Source organism: Neobacillus cucumis (assembly GCF_002860255.1).
In the GTDB taxonomy this organism is placed as follows: Bacteria; Bacillota; Bacilli; order Bacillales; family Cytobacillaceae; genus Neobacillus; species Neobacillus cucumis_A.
The window spans coordinates 1-26031 of the sequence record NZ_PGVE01000109.1 but is presented as its reverse complement, the minus strand read 5'-3'; the positions used below and the strand labels follow the sequence as shown (position 1 = coordinate 26031).

Sequence of the window (26031 nt, the reverse complement as noted above, 5' to 3'; positions counted from 1 at the left end):
GATTATTAGGGCGAATAAATAAATCCTTCCGCACATTTGTTTTTTCTATATAAAAAACATCCCCACAAAGTGGAGATGCTGATTAATTATTTATAGTGTCAGCAAAAATAGCCGCAGAAAAAAATTCACAAATTATAGATGGTTTATTTTTCCTTTAGCTCCGCTAAGATTGGAAAAAGCTCTTCCAAATGCTTAATTTCATAGGTAGGAATGACTTCATTTCTCTCTTTTTCATGACGGTTAATCCAAACGGTTTTGATTCCGGCACGGTTTGCACCTAAAACATCTGTCATCAGATTATCTCCAACCATAATGACTTCATCTTTCTGCAATTCCATAAGGGACAGTGCATGTTCAAAGATGGACGGATCAGGCTTTCCTCTTCCAAAATCACCGGAGATGACGATTTGGTCAAAATAAGGAACAAGTTCTGGTGTGATTTCTAATTTTGTATTTTGCAGTTCAGGTGAACCATTGGTTAATAGAAGAAGCTGATATTGTCCCTTTAAAGAGTCTAGAATGTCGAATGTTTCTTCGTAAACAAACGGGCTCTTTCTTCGCTCCTGTGGGAAACGCTCTGCTAACTCATAGCCGAAATCAGGATCATCGATGCCCATTTTCTTTAAACCAGCAGTCCAGGCATCTTTTCTGTAGCTAGGTACGGTTACGTTCATTTTTTTAAAATCCTCAAGATTTTCATCAGAAAAGTTCCCCCATAATCCTTCAAACGGATTAATCCCTATCATTTGAGTAAAGGAATAAAATTCATAAGAGGAATAAATGGTCCTCGCTGCTTCCCGAACCGCTTCTTCTAATTTTTCAGCATCTACTCCATATCGTTCCTCGGCCACTTTGCATGTAGCTGTAAAGGCCTCCTTCACACTCTTTTGATCCCAAAGAAGTGTGTCATCTAAATCGAAAAATATCGCTTTTATCATTTTGCTAACTCCTCTAGTAAGATTATTTTTAATAGTTTACCATTTTACGAGCCAAAAACAAAATATTTCTTTAATTTTAAAAAAATAAAGAAGGTATGTGTATATTGTGTCACACACCTTCTGTAAAAGCTAAGAGACAACTGAAATTACCTTGTTTGTACCGGTAAAGTCTTGTATTGCCGGGTCAACAATTTCTTTATGACCAACTACCATTAAATGAGCATCTGCATTCTTTGAAACGATTATGACTCCATCCATAATCTTTGCTTGGCTTCCCACCACGGCATTTTCGATCCAAACATTCTCTCCAATAATAGTCTGAGGCAAAATAACAGCATTAATAATCCTAGAACCTTTCCCTACTTTTACACCGCTAAACAAGACTGAATTTTCTACGGTCCCATAAATCTCACAGCCTTCGCTTACAATGCTTTGATGCATCTTAGCCCGTTCATCAAAATATAAGGGCGGTTCATTATAGTAGGCAGTATGAATTTTCCATTCTGGGTCTTGTAAAAAAATATTTTTTTCACCTGTTAACAAATCCAAGTTCGCTTTCCAATAACTATGGACAGTTCCAACATCCTTCCAATACTTATCAAAACAATAAGCATAAAGTTGTAAACCATCATACAACATGGATGGAATAATATCCTTGCCAAAATCCCTGTGACTAAATTCCTTTCGTTCTTCACGTAACAAATATTCTTTTAAAATTGGCCAATTAAAAATATAAATCCCCATCGATGCCAAGTTAGATGTCGGATTTTTGGGTTTTTCTTCAAAACTGGTTATTTGAAAAGTTTTCGAATCAATCTTCATCAATCCAAAACGGGTGGCCTCTGCCCATGGAACTTCCACTACGGAAATCGTACAATCAGCATGTGTTTCTAAATGCTGTTCTAACATCAAAGAATAATCCATTTTATAGATTTGGTCTCCAGAAACTACTAAGACATGATCTGGTTCATATTGTTCAATAAACTCAATGTTTTGGAATACTGCGTGGGCTGTACCTTCGTACCATTCTACTCCTGAATCATTCCTTGAATAGGGTGGTAAAATCGTAAGACCTCCATAACGGTTATAATTATCCCAATAACTGCAGCGGCCAAGATGGGCATGAAGCTCATACGGCCTATATTGTGTCAAAATCCCCACTGATTCAATTCCTGAATTCCTGCAATTACTTAGAGCAAAATCAATAATACGATACTTCCCGCCAAAAGGTACCGCGGGTTTAACAAGTGTTTTTGTAAGAAGATTTAATCTTGTTCCCTTACCACCAGCCAACAGTAATGCAATCCACTTTTGTTTTTTCATCGTTTACCTCCCCTTTTCATTATTTTTATCCACTGTTCGTCCGTAAAGGTAAATTCTTACTGTTTATACTTTTATTATCTCCGTTTTTTTCCTTTTTTCCGGCCAACCTGTTACAGCTTTGTGAAGGAAGGTAGCTTTTTTATCGACAGAAAAAGATCTCTACCGTCTAGAATTGGCTATTATTGTCACAATTTCATTCAACAGTTCCCTCCTCCAATAAGACCTATTTACATAAAATTAACACTTCAAACGTTTGGAAAATGATTATATTTGCATATTTTAGACCCTGTAAAGTTATTCTAAATTTAGTTAAGGTGATTTAATTTGACAAAAATGATATGTTTATGATAAATTTATCTCGAATTAAAGATAAATTATTTTGAGATTTATCTGCTTGGTTTATTTTTTAATTGGAATTATTATGACTAAATACAAATATAGGAGTGTAATGATATGAATCATTTAAAAGGTATTCACCATGTTACAGCCATAACGAGCAGCGCCGAAAAAAACTATCAATTTTTCACTTATGTACTAGGAATGCGTCTTGTCAAGAAAACCGTTAACCAAGATGATATCCAAACTTACCATCTATTTTTTGCAGATGATTCAGGAAGCCCTGGTACGGATATGACGTTTTTCGATTTTCCAGGGATTCCAAAAGGGGTTCATGGAACAAATGAGATTTATAAAACATCCTTCCGCGTGCCAAGTGACGCTGCGTTAGAATATTGGGTAAAGCGATTCGACCGCTTAGAAGTCAAGCATACTGGCATAAAAGAACAGTTTGGAACAAAGACATTATCCTTTGTTGATTTTGATGACCAACACTATCAATTAATTTCAGATGAAAAAAATGAAGGAGTTGCAAGTGGTACTCCTTGGAAAAAAGGACCGATTCCATTGGAATATGCCATTACAGGATTAGGACCTATCTTTGTCCGTGTGGCAAACTTTGATTATTTTAAAGAAATGATGGAAAAAGTCCTCATGTTTAAAGAAATAGCCCAAGAAGAGTCCTTCCATCTATTTGAAGTCGGTGAAGGTGGGAATGGCGCACAGGTTGTTGTCGAATATAATGCCATTCTTCCTCCTGCTCAGCAAGGTTTTGGAACTGTTCACCATGCGGCCTTTCGAGTGGAGGACCGATCTGTATTGGATGAGTGGACAAGAAGGATAGAAGGCTTCGGTTTCCAGACTTCGGGATTTGTTGACCGGTATTTCTTCGGTTCCTTATATGCTCGTGTGGCCCCGCAAATTTTATTTGAATTTGCGACAGACGGTCCTGGATTTATGGGAGATGAACCTTATGAAACTCTTGGAGAAAAGTTATCCTTACCACCATTCCTTGAGCCAAAACGTGAACAAATTGAAAGATTGGTCCGCCCCATCGATACTGTCAGAAGCACCAAAGAATTCATAAAAGAATAAATAGAAAAAGGCAGTGATTTTTCTAGAAAATCACTGCCTTTTTAATATTGGCTCTGTTATATTTGGCTGTTGATTTCGCTCCAGGCGCTCAGCAAACCCGCGGGCGTGCCGGGGAGCCTCCTTGGCGCATTAGCGCCTGTGGGGTCTCCCCTGCCCCGTACTCCAGCAGGAGTCGAGCGCCTTCCGCTCCAATCAACAGAATATAAAAAACAACAATATCGGTAAACAGAACCTTAGATAAAACCTTAATTAACCTTCTTAGACCCTTTCCAATACATTTCTCGCAGACGATATTTTTGAAGTTTACCCGTTGCTGTTTTTGGTAACGCTTCTGCTTGTGAACGATCCAAAAGCAAAGGAAATTAAAGTAAAGACGCAACCACGCATGGAGACTTCGTAAACAGACATGGGTACCACCTGCTGCCGTAATTGCCCATACCCCGCTCCAGCCATTTGTATGAAACATTGGCAAGGTATGAAGATACACATCATCCTTTTTTACACCCAGGTGATACATGAAATTAGCAGCATTCATGTAATTTCCACGATGGGTCAGCATTACTCCTTTCGGATTGGAAGTCGTTCCACTAGTGTAATTCAATGTAAGCAGCTGGATTTTCATCGATTTCTACCGCAGGAAAATCATCTTTTCCCTTGGCATGCTGAAGAAATTCCTCATAATCTACATTTTAATTTTTTCAAAAAAACATATGCATTCGAAGCATATGTTTTTTTAATAGAGTGATTTATTTTATAGGGCTTTTTATTGGGTAAAAAACAGCTTTCAAAGCTTGGCCAGATTTTTCTAGCGCAGCTTTTCCTAGAGCAATAACCGAAGCCATGCTCATGAATCCATGAATCGTCCCATCAAAGCGGACTAACTCTACCTTCACACCCGCTTCCTCTAGCTTTTTCGCATAAAGCTCCCCTTCGTCCCGAAGTGGATCATATTCTGCCGTAATTACAAGGGCAGGCGGCAGTCCACTGAAATTCTCATAAAAAATCGGTGCTAAGAGTGGATTACCTTTATCCTCCTCTTCCCCATTGGAATAACAGGTAAGAAACCATTCCATCGTCCCTTTAGTTAAAAAATAACCTTCCGCATTCTCAAGCATCGATGGAGTTGGCTCACCCCATATGTTAGTCGCTGGATAAAGAAGTAATTGAAAACAAATAGGAGGCTTTTGTTTGTCTCTTGAAAGATTTGAGATGACTGCAGCAAGATTCCCTCCGGCGCTATCCCCTCCAACAGCAATTCTTGTTGGGTCTACTTGAAACTCTTCCGCATGTTCAAACACATATTCCACAGCTGTAAAGCAATCATAAACTGCCGCAGGGAATTTATGTTCCGGAGCTAGTCGATAACCCACAGAAATGGTTACACAGTTTGCGAGGTTTGTTAAAGCCCTGCAGATATTATCATGCGTTTCTATATCGCCAACCACCCAGCCACCGCCGTGGTAATAAATGAGTGCTGGGAAACTTGTTTGAGGCTCTTTTGGGTAATAGACTCGAACTGGTATATCACACTCTGGTCCCGGTATGGTACGATCTTCCACCTTTCCTACTGGTTCGATTTCTCCTCTAGGAAGCTGGAATGCTTTTCTTGCCAACTGTGGTGTTAAGGTTTCTAATGGCGGAGTACCTAAAGACGCTAAGTAATCTAATAACGCTTTGGTTTGCAGATCAAGAGACATCTATTCGCCCTCTTTCAAATGGAATAAAATTACAATTTTATAATTCGATATAAAATTATAATATCCTCCAAAAATAGTAATCGTTTTCAAAAAAAAAGAACTAATCTAAATCTAGATTAGCTCTGCATTTCAATTATTTACAGTGATCCATTAGTCATTACAACAAGTCCCCTCATCATTCAGGTGTCCAGACTTATTGATTTTCGTCTTCAAATACTTCTCGTTGTATTCCGATATATCCCCCCATAGAGGTTCTCTTCCTGAAACCTCTAGTCCTGCATCTTTTAACGCCTTAAGCTTTTTAGGATTGTTGGTAATTAAGGTGACTGGTTTCGGTCGTAATGCTTTAAGGACACGAATAGCATCCCCATAATTTCTAGAATCATCAACGAAGCCAAGTGCTTCATTTGCCTCCACGGTGTCATAGCCATTCTCTTGCAAAATATAAGCCATGGCCTTACTAAATAGACCGATTCCTCTACCTTCATGGTTTGCAAGATAAAATAATGCACCCGTCCCATGTTCAACAATCATTTTCATGGATTGCTTTAATTGGAAGCCGCAATCACATCGCTTACTTCCAAAAATATCTCCTGTGTGGCAGATGGAATGAAAACGAATAATGGCATCGTCTCCATATTCAAAGTCTCCATATGCCAAAACGCTGGATTGTTGTAGTTCAGCCAAGTTTACTGAAGATAATTTTTCAATAATTCTTTGAAAATCCTCTGTTACTTCATCACAATTAAGCCAACAGTACCATTTAAAAACAACTGTTTCTCCATACAAATTGACAGGTAAACGGATGGGGCCTACCAAATAGATGGCACCTTTATCTGTTTTAATTAATTGGATCTTATCTTCCAAGACAGAAAGTACTTTAGAATCGAGTGTCTGTTTCAAGTTCAAGCACTCCTTTTTATTATAGTGTTAACTACAATTCTTTTGGCATTCTTGGAAGTTTCCACAAAAGAAGAATTAGCTTACCGATTTAAGCTTTTTGTTATTCTTCTTATGTACCTTTGTGTTGTACTGAAAATAAGCCCTTATTGAATCATTTAGTAATAAATTGCTGGCCATATAAAAGGATCCATTTTTCGTAAACATGTGGGAGGATATGTTTAAAAAAGATATAAGGTTTACTCGAGCCAAGTGTTTTTGATGCCTCAATAAATAATTCCTTCTCAACTTGCCTCATTTCACTTGAAATGTGAACCGTTACATTTGGGATGGCAAGTATGACAAGTATAAAGGTTTCAAATACCGCTCGTTGCCAAAAAGGCGTATGAAATCCATCTGAAGGCATCCATAAAATCCTGAACAGGATAAAATAAGCGATGATGGTCTGAGGCACCACCGAAAATGGATCAAATATCGTTTTAATGATATTAAAAATTTTATTGTTAAGTGAGTATATAAACGAACTAATGATAATGGAAAATAGCATTCGAAAAATGACGACAATCAGAGTGATACCAATCGTCCATTTTGCCCCCACAATCATGACATATCCAAGATCATACCCATAACGGTCAGAGCCTAATGCAAATTCAGTCAAAGGCGGATATGGAGCCTTTGACTGAATTTGCTTTTTCATCACTATGAAATCTTACTTGTGGGATACCATCTTTATATATGACAGCGTGTAGGATACTCCATGTAACTAATGTGACCAAAAATAGGGCACTTATCACGAATCGTTTTCTTTTTAATAAAAAGGCCATATTACCTATCCCCTTCTGTTGACAGTTCAAATAAAACTTAATTTGTACTTTTCTTTAATTGAACCATTGTTTTGCTATGAAAATAAGCCTTAATGGAATCGTTGATCAACGCAACACTAACAGCCGTAACGATAAAAAAGCCAATCGGCACTAATATTATCCATGAATCCGTATAAAGATAACTGATATTTCCGCCGATTACTCCGGACCATTCATACGAAACAGAATGTGGCGGTTCATCTGCTGCAGCGCCATAAGGTACATATGTTCCTCCAAAAAAAAGCTCCATAAAACCAAGATGTGCAAGCAGCTGCAAAGATTGGATAAATTGCTGGCCAAATAATAGGATCCATTTTTCATAGACGTGAGGGATAATATGTTTAAAAAAGATATATGGCTTATTAGATCCGAGGATTTTGGAAGCCTCAATGAACGTTTCATTGTTGACTAGCCTCATTTCAGTGGAGAGATGAATGGTTAAAGTTGGGATGGCAATAATAACTAAAATAAAAGTTTCAAATAAGGCGCGCTCCCAAAAAGGATTCTTAAATCCATCGATCGTCATCCATAACACACTGTGTAAAATAAAATAAGCAATAATAGTTTGCGGTACAACTGAAATCGGCTCAAATAGAGTTTTAATATTATTGTAAATTCGATGATTTAATGAATATATGAAAGAACTTAATAAAATGGATATGAGCATCCTAAAAATGACAACAATAATTACAATCCCTATGGTCCACTTTGCACCTTCGACCATTGTGTGCCCTAAACTATAACCATATCGATCGGTACCAGATAAAAATACTGTAAATGGTGGATATGTCGGAGTATCAATAATATTCCCTTTTTTATCACTATGAAATTTTACTTGAGCAATTTCACCATTATTTAATACAGTATTTAATATGCTTAGTGTAAATAAGGTAATTAAAAAAATGGCACTAAATAGGAACCTTTTCTTTTTCAGCAAAAATCTAAGCATTTTATTGAGTATCCTTTCTACCCTCAAAGCTTACCCATTCATATACCCTAAACAGAAAGAAAAATGGGACAAAAATAAGGAGACATCCCACCATAAACGGATCCCTGCCAGTTAACATGATCCTCAGTAAACCGTTCATGTTAAATAGGTAATCGATTACTAATAGTGTGGAAAGCATCGACCAGAATATCGTTTTCGAAGTGCCGAACATGCCTTCGGCAATGTTTCTTAGTACATGTACATTTAAGATATACGTAAATGTAAATCCCTTTGCCCTCGCTAAAATGACATAGGGTTTCTCCAATTCCTCCTCAATATAGTGAATCAGTACTTTTGTTATGTAAAGACTAATCGGAACACTCAGACTAATCACTGGAAGAAGAATAGCCTCATCTCTGATGGTCACGACCTGCGCCAGTTTAATACCTGTTTTTTTATAAACCATAATGACCATAAATTGAAGTAATAAAATCAGCATCAAATCAGGAATCGATTCTGCGACTTCAATAAAATTTTTAATATACTTAATTTTATTATTGAAAAGTATTAATGATAGATAAGCAACTAAAAATGCGATTACACTCGCTGCTAGGACTCCTAATCCAAGCATTTTCATGGAATCAAAGTATTTATAAAAAATAACGGGAAACAGCGAACTCTGTCCATCTGCTGTTAAAAAATGATCAAAAGTTATAATTCTAACATTTAACTCATAAATTGCCCTCAGGTATTCACTTAGATTGAAGGATAAATTCTCAAATAAAACTGGAAAAACAGCAATGAGGGCAAGAACTTCCACACCAACCGCACATTGCAGGATTAATAGCAACATTCTTTTAATAAATTTTATACCCCTCACCCCATCAACCTCCCTATAATTAACCTATATTACCAAAAAGAGGCAATTCATTAGACGCTATCCATTACCAATAAGTTTCAACTAATTACCCCATTTTCAAGAAAAACTTAAACTAATAACTGTGAGAATAGTAGTAATGGTGTCAGGCACCATTTACACTAATGTCACCTTTTTTTCATGTTTTAGGCTTTTGTCCCAAACATGGACAATCTTTGGTACGTAAATTGAAATGAGAAGAGTGAAGTAGGCAGACAAACATTTTTTATCTTTTGAATTGGGTACTTTCTTTTCTAGCTTGTAAGGAGGTGCAACAAAATGAGTGAATTAGCAGGAGAAAATGTAAGACGAGGCGCCTTTGGTGATTTTATGTTTGGAACCCCTATTCATCGGGATGAGTCATCTTCGTCTTCAAGTGAAATGCCGCCAAGGCATAATCACTCAGAAGAATCACCATCAAGTGATCAGAATAATCAATCTGGCGAACATTCAATAGACTGCAGCAAATCTAGATGGCAGAATTCTATTCAGGGTAATACCCAAACCAAAATCTGTTGGGCTGATGGAAACATGTGGGAATTTCGGATGAGGCCAAGACGCAAGTAAATGAGGTATAACTAATAAAAATGGGGAAAGGATCTAATGAGCCTTTCCCATTTTTATCTATTGACTTTAATCTACCTTATTCCTTTTCAGGGATAACACAGCTACCATCTGCACAGCTTACGTCCTGCTCAGTTGACAGATCCTGAAACATCGGTTTAGGTGCTTCTTCCTCCCAAACCTTTTGTAAGGCACCAATAAATGTCTCAAGAGGCTGTGCTCCGGAGATAGCATATTTTGAATTAATAACAAAATAAGGTACCCCGCCAATCTGATATTGCTGTGCAATAGCCTCGTCAGACCGGACTTCATTAGCAAAAGCGGTATTGTCTTGAAGAACATTTAACGCTTCTTGACGGTTCAAGCCCGATTCTTCCGCAATGCCCGCTAATGTGTCATGATTCCCTATATGTTTTCCCTCCATGAAATATGCTTGTAATAGCTTTTCAGAGACGGTGGCTGCTTTACCTTTAGTCTTAGCAAACTTAGCTAAGCGGTGAGCATCAAATGTATTCGTAGGCTTCATTCCATCAAAATTGTATGTTAAGCCAACGGTCTCTGCCTGCAGTCCTACATTTTGATTGGCTTGTTTCGCCTGATCAACACTCATTCCATACTTTTTGGCAAGTACTTCATGAATACTTTCCCCATTAAATGGAAGCGAATTTGGGTCAAGTTCAAAGGCTTTAAGTTCAACCTCAACCTGATCTTTATGTGGAAATTGTTCTAACGCCAGTTCTAAACGGCGTTTTCCTATATAGCAAAATGGACAAACATAGTCCGACCAAACTTCAATTTTCATATTGACACCTCTATTTTCTTTGGTTTCGTACATAGTATCATAAAGAATTGAAAAACCCATTCAATGTGCTCATCGTCTTATACAAGATAAACTTTTCAATTTAATCAAAATTGGTTGTTTTCACCTATAAAAAAGGTAAAATGAACTAGTCTCTCTATATATTAATAATGGGTGTGCAGCACAATTAAATACATATTTAAAGGAATCATTGGTTTTATTATTTTAGATTTATACTTTAATCTTATCCCTGTTCAATTAGGTAATCCATATCTTCAATTGATCTCCCCCCTTCTCTTCTTCTGTTCGCTTGACACAGAAAAATTCACCAACAAGGTGAGTTTTTTGCTGATAAATTAATCATAAATAGTTGAATTCTGGAAATAATAACCTCGATAACCTTGAGAGGATGGGATGTTTGATGTCGTTAGAATGGTTTGACAGAGTTTGTGCTGAGTTGCAAGATCACCTAGAGTCTATTTGTGAAGAATATGATCAAGTTGGTCAGATGACCATTGAAAGAGCTGCCAAACATCCACGAATTGAGTTCTTTGTTGAAACTGAAGATGTTGACACAGAAGAACTAGACCGAGATTTTTTCTGCACACTTTTCTTTGATCCTCAAAACGAGGAGTTTTACGTTGATAGCTTCGATGTTGACAGTGGACACACGGCGAAAATCATCCTTTCAGATATCGAGGAGATTATCGATGAAGTACACACAAGCCTTCATGATTATATCAATGGAGAAGCTCACTACGCCGAGGATGGTGTATACTTGCAATCAGAAGGATTGGACGAAGAAGACTGCGAAACCTATAAAGACGACTTAGAGGAAGAATATTATGAAGCAGAACAAATCAATGAAGATGATATTTTTGAGGAAATTGATGTGGAATGGTCTACACCTGAAGTAACGGCTTTTAAACACGAGGACGAAGTGGAAGTCACCTACCAGTTTGGGGTTGTTCAGGAGACTGGTGATGGTGTACTGCGCAGGGTAAACCGGATTTGGACCACTGATGATGAACTAATCAAGGACGAATCTCACTTTATTTTTAGTAAGGAAGAAGCATCCACTATAATCGCCATGATTGCCAGCCACATGGACCAATTAAGCGAGTTTGATTTTTAAAAAAAGGCTCCTTATAACAAACAAAAAGGAAGCAGCTTTAAAAATAAGAACGAAACGCATGGAATTTTCCATGCGTTTTATTTATAGAATCTAAAAAACATCTTCCATTCTCTCCTTGTTTCTCTACTCAACTGTATAATCAATTTCTATAAGATCCCAAGCTGTGATTATCCCTAATGGAACCTCATTCATTTTCCCATTTTCAGTGATAATCACACCCTCGATTTTTCGTTTCTTTTTATGGGCCTTTTCAAAAATATTTTCTATCTCAAAAATATTTATATCTTTCGCTACAACCTCAATCAGTTGTTCTTTTTCAGAATCCATGATGTCAGCAATGCGGATATTGGAGAAATTCACCGTTCCGTTCTCCATGATTTGTGCCATCCATCTCATGATTTCACCCGCAGTCAAAAGGCCAATACATTTTCTATTTCGATAAATTGGGAACTTAGAGTAATTGTACTCCTTAATCGCCTCGATGACTTTTAAGATGCTGTCCTGATGATCAAAGTAAATGACTTTTCTTGAAGCTATACTTAGGGCGTAATTTGGGCGGCTCAATACATGGGCGATTTTTTCAATATGATGAACCACTTTAGCATTGGGTTCCGCTATATAAAACCCCACCTCCATTTTCTCGTGGACAATGGCATTCCTAAGTCTTGCATATTGTTCTAAATCTTTTTTAAACGTATCAATCATTTGATATTTTTTAGCCCCGGCTTTCACTAAAACTACGAATCTCTCATCATTTATTTGAACAATATCCTTAAGGGCGTCATGAACCTGGTTAAAAGCTACTTCAAAACGCTCCGAAAGTAATGGTCCCTGCTTTTTGTTCATAATCCATTCTCCCGTATAATAAAGCTGATTTATTTTATATACCCATTATTTTTATAGTAAATTCAATATGCTAAATTTTCAAGAAACTCTTATTCCCATTTTTGCTTGAGCATCACGATTTCTTCTTTGTGACTAATCCCTTCATCATCGGGTGTCTCAAGTATCAATGGGATTCCAGACAACATTGGTGACTTTACAAAAGCTTTCAAGTGATCCTCCAAAATATATCCATTATGGCTGTTAAAGATATTGGCATGGCGATCCTTTTTAGAACCAGTTGGATACTTTGAATTATTTAAATGAATGACCTTTAATTGTGGCCAATACCCCAGACTGTCTCCTTTTTCAAATAACTCGTCCGTGTTTTCGCCATTCCAAAGACCACTTGCATATGCATGGCAAGTGTCGAGGCAAAAACCAATCTTTTCAGGAAAATCACATAAATGACGAATTTGAACAAGTTCTTCAATTGTAATACCAAGCGCACCTTTCGTCCCCGCATTATTTTCTAGAAGTATCAGGCAATCCCCATTCCATTGAATAAGTACACTATTAAGTACCTCTAACATGAGATGATAACTGGCTAGCGGGTCTGTTTTACTAATTTGATTGCCATAATGAACAACCACGCCAATAGAGCCACAGGCATCAGCAATTTCTAAATCATTCAGAATAGAAGCAATGGTTAAGTCTTGCTTATCTTTAGAAGGAGTGATGCTAGTAGAATACGGTGTATGAGCGACAGAATAGATCTGATGTTCAAGGCTAAACTCCTTACAGTTATTGGCATCCTCTTGATCGAAATCCTTAATGGAAAGGCTTCTAGGGTTTTTCGGAAAATATTGAAAAGCGGATGCTTGATTTGCAACCGCCTGTTTTGCTGCACCTAAATATCCTTTTCGAATACTAACATGAGTTCCGAAAATCATTGATTCCTTCCCATCCCATCCACACAATAATTTTTATTTTTTCTAAATCATTCATTACTATACGATACCCTCCAGTTAAATTCACTGATTAGCTAGGACAGTCACGAGCTGATCCTCAATTCTTTTCCCTTCTGTTTCATCCAGCATATTATTCAACAGAATAGAAAAGATCAATTTTTGCCCACTTTTCGTTGTGACATATCCTGATAACGAAGTAACCGTTGAAAGTGTCCCTGTCTTCGCTTTTACTTTTCCAGCGGTGCTCGGACCCTTTAAACGTTTCCTTAACGAACCGCCAACCATTTTTTCCGGATTTCCTGCAACAGGAAGAGCATTTAAATACACCGGGAACCATTTTTCCTTCTGGACTAAAAATAATAGCTGAGAAAGTTGATTGGCAGGAATGCAATCAACATGTGAGATGCCGGAACCATCCCTTATGACCATCGTCTCAGGATTTACACCTAACCTTGCTACTTCTGTCTTCAAGACCTCTAATCCCTTATCCCAGCTGCCCTCCCCTTTTTTAACCTTGCCCATTTCTTTAACTAACATTTCGGCATGAACATTATTACTGAGCTTCATAAAGGGTACAAGTATATCTGATAAAGGCATTGACTGATGTATCGTTAATATTTTAGACTTTGCAGGCACAATACCGGTTTTAACCTTCCCTGATACTTTAATCCCATGTTTTTCTAATTCTTGTCTAAAGAGGGTGGCTGCATATCGAGCGGGCTCCCATACACCTATCCATTCCTTTGTTTCTTTAGCCTTAAGAGGAAGAGTCCCATTAATCGTGACAATATTTTTTGAGTGTTTCCGTACAATTTTAATGGTTTTTTTGCCATCCTCAGCAACCGTCCGGGCGTGGTTTATGATACTTACATAATTAGTTTTTGGGGTGACAGAAACACCCACCTTCTCACCAATTTTTGTTCCTGGCTTCACCGTAATTTTAATGGAACCTGAATCATATTCCTTGGTAGGAGACATTGTCAGCGCAGAAATTTGTGCACCGTAGTAGGCGGTTTCATCACTCCACGGCATATCTAGTGAATACCGCACATGATCATAACGGGAATCGTCTGCTATCAAATCTCCTTTTATCCGCTTAATTCCGAGTCTTTCAATGGCCATTGCCATGGTATCGAAATCGGCTTTAAGTAAGGTCGGGTCCCCATTTCCTTTTAAAAAAAGGTTCCCTTGAATCGTTTTCTTTATCTCTGATGCATTTGTATGTACTTCCGTTTTAAATGTATAATCTTCTCCTAAGACATTGAGTGCCGCTGCAGCAGTCAACAGTTTCATGTTAGAGGCGGGACGTAAACGGACATCCCCCTGATAATTATAAAGAATTGCACCATCTACAGCAGACCTGACACTTATTCCGGCGATCGCTCCTTGTAATGCCGGTTCCCTTATAACTATTTGATTGAGCTGCGGAGTCATACTCTCTGACCCGCTCATTGCCTCCACAGGTAAATATGGTAGAGAAAAGGCGCAAGCCACTGTAAATAATATAAGAATGAAAGCTTTACTAAATTTAATCAATCCGGTTCCAGCCTTCCCTTTTTCTTATGAGTTTGTCCCATTCTTTACAGTTTATGACAAAAAAGCTGAAATCGAAAAGAATGCGGGTCCATCAATATCACTACTTTTATTTAATGTCTATTTATTGAATACCTGATTCAGGAGGTGTTCCACTGTCGTCACTACGATAAAAAAGGCCCAAGTTAGGCCTTTCTAAACAAAATCATTATTAAAAATCATCACCATATCGATATCTCTTATACTTTGCTGCATGACAGGCATCACAGGTCGGAAAAGCATGATCCCAAGGCAGTTTCTTTCCACAAGATTTGCATTTTTTAACAAATTTTCTAATATCGGTTTTCAAACGGTCTTGAACCCGGTCACTTACCTCTTCGCGTAGTCGTTCCCAATAGATAGCTTCTGTTCGCTCTTCTAACCGATATAAGAATAAAAGGTGAAGCCCAATGGCTTTATAGCTAAGTTCCAAATCCTCTAGGCTGCGGTCCTTTACAGTCGGTTCCGGCAGCTCCTGTCCGTGGATGAGGGCGTACATCGTATCTTCCCACTGTCTGGTTAACATCGGTTCATTTTTTGAAAAAGGCAGGTGTAAAAATCCATAAAGGTCCATTAATGAAAGGCGTGCTTCCACCTCAGTTCCAGCAATCAGTTGGTAAAGCGACTTTTCTTCTGACAAAGATGCCTTTTTTGTCCCCTTAGGACTTTCAAATTTATCCCAAAGTTCAAAAAAGGTCCCCAAGTCATGAAAATAGCGTTGGAAGCGTTCAAAGACCGAGTTGGTTGGAGCAATGGCAAAGGTATGAACAGGTTTATCCTCCTGCTCCAGCAGCATTCGCATCTTTTTAATATCACTCGTGAAAGCAACTCTACCGATATCATAAATGCCTTTTCGACCCGCACGACCAGCAATTTGTTTCACTTCCTGGGATGTTAACAATCGTCTTCTTGTTCCATCAAACTTGTCATTTTCAAGAAAAACAATCCGGCGGATCGGCAGGTTTAAACCCATACCGATGGCATCTGTTGCCACTATTACCTTGGTCTTGCCACTATTAAATTGCTCAATCTGTTTTTTCCTCGTTTCTGGAGGCATGCTCCCGTATATCATACTGACAGAATGTCCATCATTTTGGAGCCTTGAGGCAGTTTCGAGTACACGTCTCCTCGAAAAACAGATCAAGGCATCCCCTTTTTTAACATGCTTGATGTTGAATTCTTTCTTTTCTACCTCGAGTGGTGTGTCACGGCTATATTCATGAATTTCAATATCAGAATCACCCAGTAACTGCAGTACCATGGTTTTTGAATTTCGGCTGCCAATAATATGAACTTCCCTTGCGTTAGCCTTCGTTATAGCTTTATACCAAGAGAACCCGCGGTCTTTATCTGTTAACATTTGCGCTTCGTCAATAACCACGACCTCATAGGATTCTTTTTCATGAAACATCTCGACGGTACAAGAAATATGCTGGGCATTAGATACGATTTTTTCTTCTTCTCCTGTTTTCAATGAACAAGGGATTCCTTCAGCATTTAATTTATCATAAACTTCAAGCGCTAGAAGACGAAGCGGTGCTAAATATATACCAGTAGCAGCCTCCTTCATTTTTTCAAGTGCATGATGGGTTTTGCCCGTATTGGTTTCGCCAATATGCAAAACATACCGAACATTCCTTCGTAAGGAAGGGTCGTATTCTTCACCAAAGATATCCCTCATCATCCGTTCTTCTGCTTCTTTTTTCCGCTGCAGTTCTTCCTCTTCTGCTTTTTTCTTTATATCACGTTCCTGAAAATCTTTTTCAAAGATCTTCCTATGTTCATCCACATCAAAAGGAATCTCCGCTAATTTAATTAAATCTGTAAGGTATTCTTGTTGTATATCTTCAATAAAATAACTCTCTACATCATATAAAGGCTGTGTGATACTCCCTTTCACAAAGGATACTGATAATTCTTCATGAAAGGTTCCATAAAAATCTTTCTTTAATTCATTTGGGAGTTGTTCCAGTACTTTTTTGGGGATAAGCTCAGATAAGTAATCGGAAATTAGACTTTCATAGACAAAGAAATAGGTTTGATATTCATAAAAGTTCCTTCCCCAGTGGAGGGTTTTATGGATATCACCTGTCAATTCCTCAAAAAAGCTAGCCACTGTTGTATAGGCAGATGGATTAAATGCTCCCTGGCCGACTAATTTTTCCTCAAGAGCAAAGGTATCAACGGATTGAAATTTTATGTTATTTTTTATGTCGGCATCCAGCTGTTTGGCGACAAAATTTCGAACGTATAAATAGAAGATTTCATATTGTTCTTCCAGTATCCCAACGGCAGTATCCTCTATTTCTATTTGGATTAACCGCTTTTGAGCTTCCAGTTTATTCTGTTCTTCCCGTTTTACGAAATTCTCCTTAGCCTCATGATACCGTTGCGTCCATATATCTTTCTTACCTTCGAATTGTTCTCGAATCCATTCCATTGCATCGAATGGCAAATAGGTTCGCATTTCATCTCTGAAAAGTTTATTAAGCAGCTTACGATCAATACCTTGAACTTCATACCCTTGTTCACTTAAAAATTGTTTCTTTTCGTTCTTAGGTACATCGTTTGTTACTTTGTTCAACCAGACATTTATCCATATCTGCTCACTATAATGACCACGGTCAGCTAGATACTCTTCAAAAGATGGCAGTGATTCTTTTGTTTCTAGGTATCGATCAATATCTTCAAATACTTTTACTTTTGTCTGTTCGATGGCTTGAGGGTAAATAGCAGTTAATCTATTCATCATCTTCCCTCCATGATAAATTTGATTTTCTTTTTTCCTTAAAGTTATGTATAATGTGAGTATAGATAATCGTATAGTAAAAAAGACCGAGCAAGGCGAAAAAAATGGCTCGGTCATGCAATAGCTGTTTCCCTTTTTTGGGATCGGCATTACGGGCACTAATCCACCGCTTCTGCTTGCCGGCTCAAGGGTGGATTATTTTTTTTTGTGGAAAGACAGAACCGTGACAATGAGACTAGCAAATGATAAGCTAAACATCAATGCCTGAAAAACTGTCAAAAGCATCACCCCCTTTCCTTGGGAGATGTGCCGTCCACCCTTGAGAAAACTATTCTATTGCATGTTCATTATAGCATTAAATAAAAAATCGAACAAGCGTTCTTTAAATATTGTGTTGATTACAATACTCGTCAACTAATTCCTCAATTTTATCTATTTCAGGAAATTTTCCGGAAAACTGAAATTTAATTTCCTCAATAAAGTTCTCTCTATTATACACATGAATCGCTCCATTTTGTTGAATAACACTAAATTCAGGTACAAATCTGTATCCGCCGCGTTCAATTGCCCCCATAGTAATCCCCTTTTTTAAAATTTTTTTTAGTATTCACTCAAAGTTTTGATACCATCCTTCCATTAGAAAATAAGAGGATGGTGCTTTTAGCACACATCCTCTTATTTTTATATTTAAGCTGTTGTATAGATTTCTTCTTTGTTTAATTCATGACGAATAGTTGCCTGTGCGGCTGCCAGACGGGCAAGCGGTACACGGTATGGAGAACAGCTGACATAATCTAAACCTGTTCGGTAACAGAAGTCAATCGAACTTTTCTCCCCGCCATGTTCACCACAAATCCCCGTTTTTAAGGATGGTTTTGTTAAACGGCCTAGTTTTACTCCTGTTTCCACCAATTTCCCAACGCCCTCTTGATCTAGTACTGCAAACGGATTTTCAGGGAGTACTTTATTTTCGATATAAGCTTGAAGGAATTTTCCTTCCGCGTCATCTCGGCTATAACCGAAAGTGGTTTGGGTTAAATCATTCGTTCCGAATGAGAAGAAGTCTGCCTCCTCTGCAATTTGATCTGCTGTTAAAGCAGCACGAGGAATTTCAATCATAGTACCGATTGTATAGTTGTAACTTTTACCTGTTTCTTCCTGAACAAGAACCGCTGCATCAATCACTAATTGCCTCATTTGCTTTAACTCATTAACATGACCGACTAATGGAATCATAATTTCTGGCTGTACTTCCACCCCTTTTTCAGCTAGTCTGGCAGCTGCATAGAAGATGGCTTTGGCCTGCATTTCGTAAATTTCAGGATGAATCATACCAAGTCGGCAGCCTCGGTGTCCAAGCATCGGGTTAAATTCATCTAGATGTCGGACTTTTTTTAGCAATTTTTCTTTCTTCTTTAATTCAGCTGATTGTGGATCTGTCATTTGAAGCCTTGTCACTTCTACTAACAATTCTTCTTTATCTGGTAAAAATTCATGCAGAGGCGGGTCCAGTAATCGAATCGTTACTGGGAAGCCTTGCATGGCTTCAAATATTCCTTCAAAATCACCTTGTTGCATTGGTAACAGCTGATTGAGAGCTTCCATTCTTTCACTATAATTATCTGCAAGAATCATTTTTTGGACAATGGGAATGCGCTTTTGATCCATAAACATATGCTCGGTACGACATAAACCTATCCCGCCAGCACCGAATTCAAAGGATTTCTTGGCATCTTCTGGATTATCTGCATTGGCACGAACCCCTATTTTCCTCTCTTGATCAGCCCAAGCTAACAGAAGTTGAAATTCATCGGAAAGTTCCGGGGCAATCATTGGAATTTCACCAAGCATTATTTCTCCAGTGGAACCATCAATGGTGATGATATCACCATAATTCACGACAATTTCTCCAACGGTAAATTGCTTTGCTCTTACATCGATTTTAAGCGCTTCACATCCACAGATACATGCCTTCCCCATCCCGCGTGCAACAACGGCGGCATGGCTGGTCATTCCTCCACGGCTTGTTAAAATTGCCTGTGAAGCAACGATACCATGAATATCGTCTGGCGTTGTTTCCGGTCTCACAAGAATCACTTTTTTACCATCATTTCCTAAGCTCTCTGCTTCATCTGCATCGAAAACAACCTGACCTGTCGCTGCCCCAGGTGATGCCGGTAAACCTTTGGCTAAAATTTTCTTATCAAATTTATCATCAATCCTGCTGTGGAGCAGTTGATTTAATTGGTCAGGATCCACGCGCAACAAGGCTGTCTTTTTATCAATGATCCCTTCTTGAACCATTTCAACTGCAATTCGAATGGCTGCTTGCGCTGTTCGTTTCCCATTTCGAGTTTGCAGAATGAAAAGCTTACCGCGTTCCACAGTAAATTCAATATCCTGCATTTCTTGATAATGCTGCTCAAGAATTTTACATGTATCAGTAAATTGCTTATAAACCCCTGGCATTTCGTCTTTTAAGGTTGCAATTGGCTGTGGTGTCCGTATACCTGCAACAACATCTTCACCTTGGGCGTTGATTAAGTATTCACCGTATAAAACATGCTCGCCTGTTGAAGGATTTCGTGTAAAGGCTACACCAGTCCCTGAATCATTCCCCATATTTCCAAACACCATACTTTGAATATTAACTGCTGTCCCAAGGTGGTCTGGAATTTTATTCAGGCGGCGGTACACGATCGCACGCTGATTGTTCCAAGAATTAAAGACGGCGGTAATAGCAAGGAAAAGCTGTTGTTTTGGATCCTGTGGAAATTCCTTTCTTGTATGCTTTTTAACAATCTTCTTATATCCATTAATCACTTCTTGCCAATCTTCTGCTGTCAATTCGGGATCAGATGAATAACCTTTCTCTTCCCTTGTTTCTTCTAAGTATTGCTCGAAGTAAAAAGTATCAATTTCTAAAACTACATTACTAAACATTTGAATAAAACGGCGGTAAGAATCATAAGCAAACCGGGGATTATTTGTTAATTTAGCTAGTCCAATTACTGTTTCGTCGTTCATTCCCAGGTTTAAAATCGTATCCATCATCCCAGGCATGGAAAAAACAGACCCAGATCGAACCGAGACTAATAAAGGATTTTTTGGGTCACCCAGTTTTTTTCCCATTTTTTCTTCTAAGTGATAAAGGGCTTCTAGTGTTTGTTTTTCAACTATTGGTGGAATATTTTTACTAGTTTCATAGTATGCATTACAGGCTTGCGTCGTTATCGTAAAACCATATGGAACCGGGAGTCCAATTCTAGTCATTTCTGCTAGATTTGCCCCTTTTCCCCCAAGTAAATCACGCATATTTCCATTTCCCTCGTGAAATAAATAAACAAATTTCTTCATCTCTTATAAGCTCCTCTCTTTTTTTAGCACATCCAGAATTAAGCCTGCTGTTTCCTCTACTGCTTTATTAGAAACATCAATAATAGGGCATCCTACCCGCTTCATTATTTTTTCTGCATGATCTAATTCTTTTAAAATTCTTTCAAAGCTAGCATAGTTTGCACGTGAGGCTAATCCTAAAGCTCTTAGCCGCTCTTTACGGATTTCGTTTAATTTATCAGGTGAAATAATAAGCCCGATACAATTCTTTCTAGGTATTTGAAATAACTCCTCAGGTGGCTGCACTTCAGGAACCAACGGAACATTGGCAACCTTAAACCGTTGATGCGCCAAATACATCGATAGCGGTGTTTTGGATGTACGTGAAACACCGATTAGGACAATATCAGCCTTTGTTATTCCTCTTGGGTCCCGGCCATCATCGTACTTTACCGCAAATTCAATCGCTTCAATTTTTCGAAAGTATTCCTCATCAAGTTTTCTCATTAGTCCTGGGCGGTGGTGTGGCTCTTTATTAAACTTTGCTTCAAATGCCTTCATTAATGGACTTAATAAGTCAACCGCGATGATGCCCTCCTCCTGGGCACGTCGGTCCAGATATTCCTTTAAAGTTGGAATGACAATCGTATAGGCGATAATCGATTGATCCTTAACGGCTAATAGCAGCACATCTTCAATATCCTCAAAATCTTCCACATAAGAATTACGTCGAATATCAACTTGCCCTCCATTAAATTGTGTTGCTACAGCCTTCACAACAAACCCCGCTGTTTCCCCAACAGAGTCAGAAACCACATAGACCACTTCTTTTTGTCCCAAAATGACAGCCACTCCCTTAGTCTGATTTTTCATCCATAATTTCTAAATATGCGCGTGTAATCGTTGTCTTCGTAATTCGTCCCACTAGCAAATATGTATTCTCTTGTCCATCTGCTTCCCTCACAACCGGAAGGGAATCGATGTGATTTTGGATCATTTTTTTCGCTGCCTCAAATAAAGATTCTTCCGGACTAATCGTAATAATATTTGGCATTCTCGTCATAATGACGCTAACTGGTAACTCTGTGAGATTTTGATTACCTAATGATGCTCGGAGCAAATCCTTTCTAGATATGACTCCTGCTAAATTCCCTACAGAATCAACGGCATATAGTGTTCCAACATCCTCTAAAAATAATTGGACAATCGCATCGTAAACAGACGTGGATTTCCCCACAACAATAGGGTGTGCTTTATAATTATTGACAGTTTGATAAAGTATTGTTTCAGGATTGCGCTTCGCCTTAAATTTATCATTATAAAAATATCCCACACGCGGTCTTGCATCGATATTCCCTGACATGGTTAAGATGGCAAGGTCTGGCCTTAAGGCCGCTCTGGATAACGAGAGCTTTTCCGCAATTTCTTTTCCTGTAATTGGCCCATTTTGTTTCACAATTTCCAAGATTTCATCCTGCCGTTTTGAAAGTTTTATTATAACCACCCCTTTCTCCTATTAATATGGTATAATATTTGTAATCATTTTAAATGTGTTATACTTATTTGTATATAGTATATTACATTTGAAAATAAAACGGAACAATTATTTGATAAAAAATTAACATGTTATTCTAATTGAGAAATTAACACAAAAAAGGCACAAACGATTCCTAATTGGATTCGTTTGTGCCTTTTTTCGTTTTCTAACGGATTATTTCTGGCAATTAGGACAATAATACGTTTTTCTAGAGGAAATCGTTTCAATCACAATGGTTGCCCCACACCGATTACATGCCTGACCTTCACGGTCATACACCTGGCACCGATCATTAAAACCCCCTGTTAGGGTGTCACCCTTGAAAAGGGGATTATCCATATATCCGCCATATTTAATGCCATCTTGAAGTATATATTGCATGGAATTATAGAGTTTGCGTCGGTTCTCGTCATCTATGTCATCAATATCTTTGCTTGGTAATATTCCAGCATGAAAGCAGATCTCTGCTGAGTAGCAATTCCCAATGCCGGAAATAAATGCTTGATCAAGGAGTGTCGTTTTTAGTCGTCCATGTTTAGTGCCTATCCGTTTTAAAAATTCATTTACAGTAAAGTCCGAATTTATTGGCTCTGGGCCAAGGTCTGACAGTTTTTCCACTGTTTGGTTCAAATTATAAAGATGCAAATATCCCAGCCGGAGACCGATGAAATAAAGATGCTCCTGGCCAAAAGATAGTCGGACCTGTATCGTCCGATTAGGTTTTTCCGCCTCCGTACCAAAAAACATCCATCCACCCAGCATTAAATGTAATAAAAGGTTTTGCTCATTTTGCAGCTGGAAAAGAAGATGTTTGCCTCTCTTTTTGATATCGACTATTTTCTGGTACTGAACAGTACTTTTAAAGAGGTCAGAATTGATGTTAATGGATTTCTCACGATTTATTTGAACATCCGTTATGACTTGACTACCAATCTTTTCTTTTAAAAGGTTTTTATAGTTTTCCATTTCCGGGAGCTCAGGCATTCTTAAACTCCTCCCTTTTTCATTTTCTATGTATCTTTCCCAATTACTTTACAGAAAATGAAAAAAAACCGAACAGGGGACTGTTCGGTTAATAATATCTATGAGTGGGCCTAAATGGACTCGAACCATCGACCTCACGCTTATCAGGCGTGCGCTCTAACCAGCTGAGCTATAGGCCCAAAATTGGAGCGGGTGATGGGAATCGAACCCACTACATCAGCTTGGAAGGCTGAGGTTTTACCAGTAAACTACACCCGCAAAGAGTATTTGTTTCAACAACAATATATATGGTAGCATACTTACTTTTTTCTGTCTAGTAAATAATACAGAATATATAACTACTCCAAATTAATATGACCATTTAACCTCTCTAAAAGTTTATATGGCCGTACTTTAAAAGCTTCATAGGGAATGCAATTTCCCTCCATCGCATCTAATACTCTTGGAATGAACTTCTGTCTTTTTATATATTGTAAAACATTTAAGGAATTGAGTTTAACGAAACAGACTTCTTTTGTTTCATGTGAAGTTTTTAACTGGCCTCCAGTACATTTGCCGAGAAATACAATTGAAATTGTACTTCCATTAGAGTATACCCCCGTCACACCATGTAACTTGACTACCATTCCTGTTTCTTCTTGAATTTCTCTACAAAGCGCCCTATCTAAGGTTTCACCATCATCCACACCACCTCCAGGAAGTTCCCATGTATCTTCTCTCCAGAAGGTTCTAACTAGTAATGTTTCATTCTTTTCATTTGTTATAAACCCACTCACCGTCACTGTTTGTTTAGGGGAACTATATACCCCTGTGGAGGTTAAAAAGTCTATGCGCTTCTCTGAAAATAGTGGTCCGACTTTCTGAAGTTGTGTTTGTGCTGCTTGGTGCAACTTATCTTTTAATACTCTCTCCTCAATTTTTATATATTCTTCATAGTTAGGGTATTCCCAAATCGATATGATCTCATTCTGGAACTCTGTTACCCAACGTCCTATTAATTTTGCTCCGTTTTTCACTTGATTTGGGAAAATGTATTCCTGAAAAAGTCTATTGAAACCATCAACCTTTTCAGGAAGAACTCGATATATTTCTCGGATATAAAACATGGTCATCCTCTCTTCATTTGCAAAGTTAATATATTTTACGTCTTACCAACAAATAAGTGCTATTAGCTATATATACGAATAAAACAAAAAAGGCCCATGCTTTGATTTCTCATAAGCATGGACCTTTAATTTATACCGATGGTCGGGGTCGAACCGACACTCCTTGCGGAACACGATTTTGAGTCGTGCGCGTCTGCCAATTCCGCCACATCGGCAAAAAGAAAAATATTTTATGGCAGGGGTAGTAGGAATTGAACCCACACCAAAGGTTTTGGAGACCTTCGTTCTACCTTTAAACTATACCCCTGTATAAATGGTGGAGGGGGACGGATTCGAACCGCCGAACCCTGAGGGAGCGGATTTACAGTCCGCCGCGTTTAGCCACTTCGCTACCCCTCCATGTAAAGAAAGTTTAAATATTTAAGATGGCGGTCTGGACGGGACTCGAACCCGCGACCTCCTGCGTGACAGGCAGGCATTCTAACCAACTGAACTACCAGACCAAAAAATAAAAAGTAATACTGGCGGAGGAAGAGGGATTCGAACCCCCGCGCGGTTTAACCCGCCTGTCGGTTTTCAAGACCGATCCCTTCAGCCGGACTTGGGTATTCCTCCGTTTAAATAGGCTGAAATAAATTTATGGTAGCGGCGGAGGGGATCGAACCCCCGACCTTACGGGTATGAACCGTACGCTCTAGCCAGCTGAGCTACACCGCCATTATATATTAAAAGTGGTGGAGTCTAGGGGGATCGAACCCCTGACCTCCTGCGTGCAAAGCAGGCGCTCTCCCAGCTGAGCTAAGACCCCAGATAATTTTGTATAGATGGTCGGGAAGACAGGATTCGAACCTGCGACCCCTTGGTCCCAAACCAAGTGCTCTACCAAGCTGAGCTACTTCCCGAATTTTTTTGGTGCCGAGGACCGGAATCGAACCGGTACGGTAGTCACCTACCGCAGGATTTTAAGTCCTGTGCGTCTGCCAGTTCCGCCACCCCGGCAATTTGGAGCGGAAGACGGGATTCGAACCCGCGACCCCCACCTTGGCAAGGTGGTGTTCTACCACTGAACTACTTCCGCAAATCTGATAAGTTATTTTACTATCGCAAAAAACTTTGGTGCGGGTGAAGGGAGTCGAACCCCCACGCCTTGCGGCGCCAGATCCTAAGTCTGGTGCGTCTGCCAATTCCGCCACACCCGCATATGAAAATAAAATAATAGCAAACTAGATATAATATAATTGTAAATGGTGCCGGCGAGAGGACTTGAACCCCCAACCTACTGATTACAAGTCAGTTGCTCTACCAATTGAGCTACCCCGGCATAATGACGATTATTTTCACTTTCGTGAAAAAAACATGGTGGAGGATGACGGGATCGAACCGCCGACCCTCTGCTTGTAAGGCAGATGCTCTCCCAGCTGAGCTAATCCTCCATAAATAGCCTGGCAACGTCCTACTCT

General features: G+C 38.7%; 22 protein-coding genes, 15 tRNA genes and 1 pseudogene. 4 read left to right on the top strand and 34 right to left on the bottom strand.

Annotated features, from left to right (window positions below; genetic code table 11):
- Positions 1 to 143: 143 nt before the first annotated feature.
- Positions 144 to 938, bottom strand: a complete 795-nt coding sequence (locus CVD27_RS27605) for an HAD family hydrolase (RefSeq protein ID WP_101652493.1) — start codon at positions 936 to 938, stop codon at positions 144 to 146.
- Positions 939 to 1067: 129 nt separating this feature from the next.
- Positions 1068 to 2261, bottom strand: coding sequence for a glucose-1-phosphate adenylyltransferase (locus tag CVD27_RS27600; RefSeq protein ID WP_101652491.1), 1194 nt, complete (start codon positions 2259 to 2261; stop codon positions 1068 to 1070).
- A 453-nt stretch (positions 2262 to 2714) separates the two neighbouring features.
- Between CVD27_RS27600 and CVD27_RS27595 the strand changes: the two genes are divergently transcribed.
- Positions 2715 to 3692: a ring-cleaving dioxygenase gene (locus tag CVD27_RS27595; RefSeq protein WP_101652490.1), complete on the top strand. Its 978-nt coding sequence runs from the start codon at positions 2715 to 2717 to the stop codon at positions 3690 to 3692.
- 388 nt (positions 3693 to 4080) lie between these two features.
- Here the strand turns inward: CVD27_RS27595 and CVD27_RS27590 are convergent.
- From CVD27_RS27590 to CVD27_RS27565, 6 genes and pseudogenes are all read right to left on the bottom strand, one after another.
- Positions 4081 to 4333 (bottom strand): annotated as a pseudogene (locus tag CVD27_RS27590) (AMP-binding protein); the annotation flags it as partial.
- Positions 4334 to 4438: 105 nt separating this feature from the next.
- Positions 4439 to 5389: an alpha/beta hydrolase gene (locus tag CVD27_RS27585; protein WP_101652488.1), complete on the bottom strand. Its 951-nt coding sequence runs from the start codon at positions 5387 to 5389 to the stop codon at positions 4439 to 4441.
- A gap of 150 nt (positions 5390 to 5539) precedes the next feature.
- Positions 5540 to 6292 carry a GTP cyclohydrolase II gene (locus CVD27_RS27580; protein ID WP_180960476.1) on the bottom strand — a complete coding sequence of 251 codons (753 nt, stop codon included), beginning with the start codon at positions 6290 to 6292 and terminating at the stop codon, positions 5540 to 5542.
- Between the two features lie 151 nt (positions 6293 to 6443).
- Positions 6444 to 6986 carry an ABC transporter permease subunit gene (locus tag CVD27_RS27575; RefSeq protein ID WP_101652484.1) on the bottom strand — a complete coding sequence of 181 codons (543 nt, stop codon included), beginning with the start codon at positions 6984 to 6986 and terminating at the stop codon, positions 6444 to 6446.
- Positions 6987 to 7150: 164 nt separating this feature from the next.
- On the bottom strand, positions 7151 to 8101 hold the full coding sequence (locus CVD27_RS27570) for a peptide ABC transporter permease (RefSeq protein WP_101652482.1): 951 nt from the start codon (positions 8099 to 8101) through the stop codon (positions 7151 to 7153).
- A gap of 1 nt (position 8102) precedes the next feature.
- Positions 8103 to 8960 (bottom strand): ABC transporter permease subunit, encoded by an 858-nt coding sequence (locus CVD27_RS27565; protein WP_101652480.1) that lies wholly within the window; start codon positions 8958 to 8960, stop codon positions 8103 to 8105.
- Between the two features lie 315 nt (positions 8961 to 9275).
- On the opposite strand from CVD27_RS27565, the gene CVD27_RS27560 reads away from it, so the two are divergent.
- Positions 9276 to 9563 carry a hypothetical protein gene (locus CVD27_RS27560; RefSeq protein ID WP_101652478.1) on the top strand — a complete coding sequence of 96 codons (288 nt, stop codon included), beginning with the start codon at positions 9276 to 9278 and terminating at the stop codon, positions 9561 to 9563.
- 76 nt (positions 9564 to 9639) lie between these two features.
- On the opposite strand, the gene CVD27_RS27555 is transcribed toward CVD27_RS27560, so the two are convergent.
- The gene (locus CVD27_RS27555; protein WP_101652523.1) at positions 9640 to 10362 is read right to left on the bottom strand and encodes a DsbA family oxidoreductase; all 723 of its coding nucleotides are present in this window, start codon (positions 10360 to 10362) and stop codon (positions 9640 to 9642) included.
- Between the two features lie 418 nt (positions 10363 to 10780).
- Here CVD27_RS27555 and CVD27_RS27550 point away from each other — a divergent pair, with 418 nt between their 5' ends.
- The gene (locus CVD27_RS27550) at positions 10781 to 11494 is read left to right on the top strand and encodes a hypothetical protein (RefSeq protein WP_101652476.1); all 714 of its coding nucleotides are present in this window, start codon (positions 10781 to 10783) and stop codon (positions 11492 to 11494) included.
- A gap of 123 nt (positions 11495 to 11617) precedes the next feature.
- Here CVD27_RS27550 and CVD27_RS27545 read toward each other — a convergent pair whose 3' ends face one another.
- From CVD27_RS27545 to dacB, 3 genes are all read right to left on the bottom strand, one after another.
- Positions 11618 to 12340 carry a CBS domain-containing protein gene (locus tag CVD27_RS27545; RefSeq protein WP_101652474.1) on the bottom strand — a complete coding sequence of 241 codons (723 nt, stop codon included), beginning with the start codon at positions 12338 to 12340 and terminating at the stop codon, positions 11618 to 11620.
- A gap of 89 nt (positions 12341 to 12429) precedes the next feature.
- A complete protein-coding gene (locus CVD27_RS27540) occupies positions 12430 to 13269 on the bottom strand; it encodes a deoxyribonuclease IV (RefSeq protein ID WP_101652472.1) in 840 nt (279 codons plus the stop codon).
- 81 nt (positions 13270 to 13350) lie between these two features.
- Positions 13351 to 14739: a D-alanyl-D-alanine carboxypeptidase/D-alanyl-D-alanine endopeptidase gene (dacB, locus tag CVD27_RS27535; RefSeq protein ID WP_101652470.1), complete on the bottom strand. Its 1389-nt coding sequence runs from the start codon at positions 14737 to 14739 to the stop codon at positions 13351 to 13353.
- Between the two features lie 58 nt (positions 14740 to 14797).
- On the opposite strand from dacB, the gene CVD27_RS28450 reads away from it, so the two are divergent.
- Entirely contained in the window at positions 14798 to 14959 is a 162-nt protein-coding gene (locus CVD27_RS28450) for a hypothetical protein (protein ID WP_180960475.1), read from the top strand.
- Between the two features lie 72 nt (positions 14960 to 15031).
- Here the strand turns inward: CVD27_RS28450 and CVD27_RS27530 are convergent, their stop codons facing one another.
- The 22 genes from CVD27_RS27530 to CVD27_RS27425 all read right to left on the bottom strand — a co-directional run bounded on the left by CVD27_RS27530 (position 15032) and on the right by CVD27_RS27425 (position 26004).
- A complete protein-coding gene (locus CVD27_RS27530; RefSeq protein WP_101652468.1) occupies positions 15032 to 17608 on the bottom strand; it encodes a helicase-related protein in 2577 nt (858 codons plus the stop codon).
- Positions 17609 to 17990: 382 nt separating this feature from the next.
- Positions 17991 to 18182: a YbxH family protein gene (locus CVD27_RS27525; RefSeq protein WP_101652466.1), complete on the bottom strand. Its 192-nt coding sequence runs from the start codon at positions 18180 to 18182 to the stop codon at positions 17991 to 17993.
- Positions 18183 to 18295: 113 nt separating this feature from the next.
- Positions 18296 to 20965: a pyruvate, phosphate dikinase gene (ppdK, locus tag CVD27_RS27520; RefSeq protein WP_101652464.1), complete on the bottom strand. Its 2670-nt coding sequence runs from the start codon at positions 20963 to 20965 to the stop codon at positions 18296 to 18298.
- Between the two features lie 3 nt (positions 20966 to 20968).
- Positions 20969 to 21817: a pyruvate, water dikinase regulatory protein gene (locus CVD27_RS27515; RefSeq protein WP_374703112.1), complete on the bottom strand. Its 849-nt coding sequence runs from the start codon at positions 21815 to 21817 to the stop codon at positions 20969 to 20971.
- Positions 21801 to 22442 carry a helix-turn-helix transcriptional regulator gene (locus CVD27_RS27510; protein WP_101652520.1) on the bottom strand — a complete coding sequence of 214 codons (642 nt, stop codon included), beginning with the start codon at positions 22440 to 22442 and terminating at the stop codon, positions 21801 to 21803. The genes CVD27_RS27515 and CVD27_RS27510 overlap by 17 nt, the downstream gene beginning before the upstream one ends.
- Before the next feature lie 213 nt (positions 22443 to 22655).
- Complete coding sequence (locus CVD27_RS27505) at positions 22656 to 23465, bottom strand: Fpg/Nei family DNA glycosylase (RefSeq protein ID WP_101652460.1); 810 nt, start codon at positions 23463 to 23465, stop codon at positions 22656 to 22658.
- A 105-nt stretch (positions 23466 to 23570) separates the two neighbouring features.
- Positions 23571 to 23644, bottom strand: a tRNA-Ile gene (locus tag CVD27_RS27500).
- Between the two features lie 5 nt (positions 23645 to 23649).
- Positions 23650 to 23723 (bottom strand) — tRNA-Gly (locus CVD27_RS27495).
- Positions 23724 to 23803: 80 nt separating this feature from the next.
- Positions 23804 to 24571, bottom strand: a complete 768-nt coding sequence (locus CVD27_RS27490; protein ID WP_101652458.1) for an NUDIX domain-containing protein — start codon at positions 24569 to 24571, stop codon at positions 23804 to 23806.
- Positions 24572 to 24704: 133 nt separating this feature from the next.
- Positions 24705 to 24786: transfer RNA gene (locus CVD27_RS27485), tRNA-Leu, on the bottom strand.
- Between the two features lie 18 nt (positions 24787 to 24804).
- Positions 24805 to 24878, bottom strand: a tRNA-Trp gene (locus CVD27_RS27480).
- Positions 24879 to 24885: 7 nt separating this feature from the next.
- Positions 24886 to 24970: transfer RNA gene (locus tag CVD27_RS27475), tRNA-Tyr, on the bottom strand.
- Positions 24971 to 24997: 27 nt separating this feature from the next.
- Positions 24998 to 25074: transfer RNA gene (locus tag CVD27_RS27470), tRNA-Asp, on the bottom strand.
- Positions 25075 to 25093: 19 nt separating this feature from the next.
- Positions 25094 to 25186 (bottom strand) — tRNA-Ser (locus CVD27_RS27465).
- Positions 25187 to 25211: 25 nt separating this feature from the next.
- Positions 25212 to 25288: transfer RNA gene (locus CVD27_RS27460), tRNA-Met, on the bottom strand.
- A 15-nt stretch (positions 25289 to 25303) separates the two neighbouring features.
- A tRNA-Ala gene (locus tag CVD27_RS27455) sits at positions 25304 to 25379 on the bottom strand.
- A gap of 17 nt (positions 25380 to 25396) precedes the next feature.
- Positions 25397 to 25473: transfer RNA gene (locus tag CVD27_RS27450), tRNA-Pro, on the bottom strand.
- Positions 25474 to 25481: 8 nt separating this feature from the next.
- A tRNA-Leu gene (locus CVD27_RS27445) sits at positions 25482 to 25570 on the bottom strand.
- A 4-nt stretch (positions 25571 to 25574) separates the two neighbouring features.
- Positions 25575 to 25649, bottom strand: a tRNA-Gly gene (locus tag CVD27_RS27440).
- A gap of 36 nt (positions 25650 to 25685) precedes the next feature.
- A tRNA-Leu gene (locus tag CVD27_RS27435) sits at positions 25686 to 25770 on the bottom strand.
- 46 nt (positions 25771 to 25816) lie between these two features.
- Positions 25817 to 25892: transfer RNA gene (locus tag CVD27_RS27430), tRNA-Thr, on the bottom strand.
- 36 nt (positions 25893 to 25928) lie between these two features.
- Positions 25929 to 26004: transfer RNA gene (locus CVD27_RS27425), tRNA-Val, on the bottom strand.
- Between the last annotated feature and the right edge of the window lie 27 nt (positions 26005 to 26031).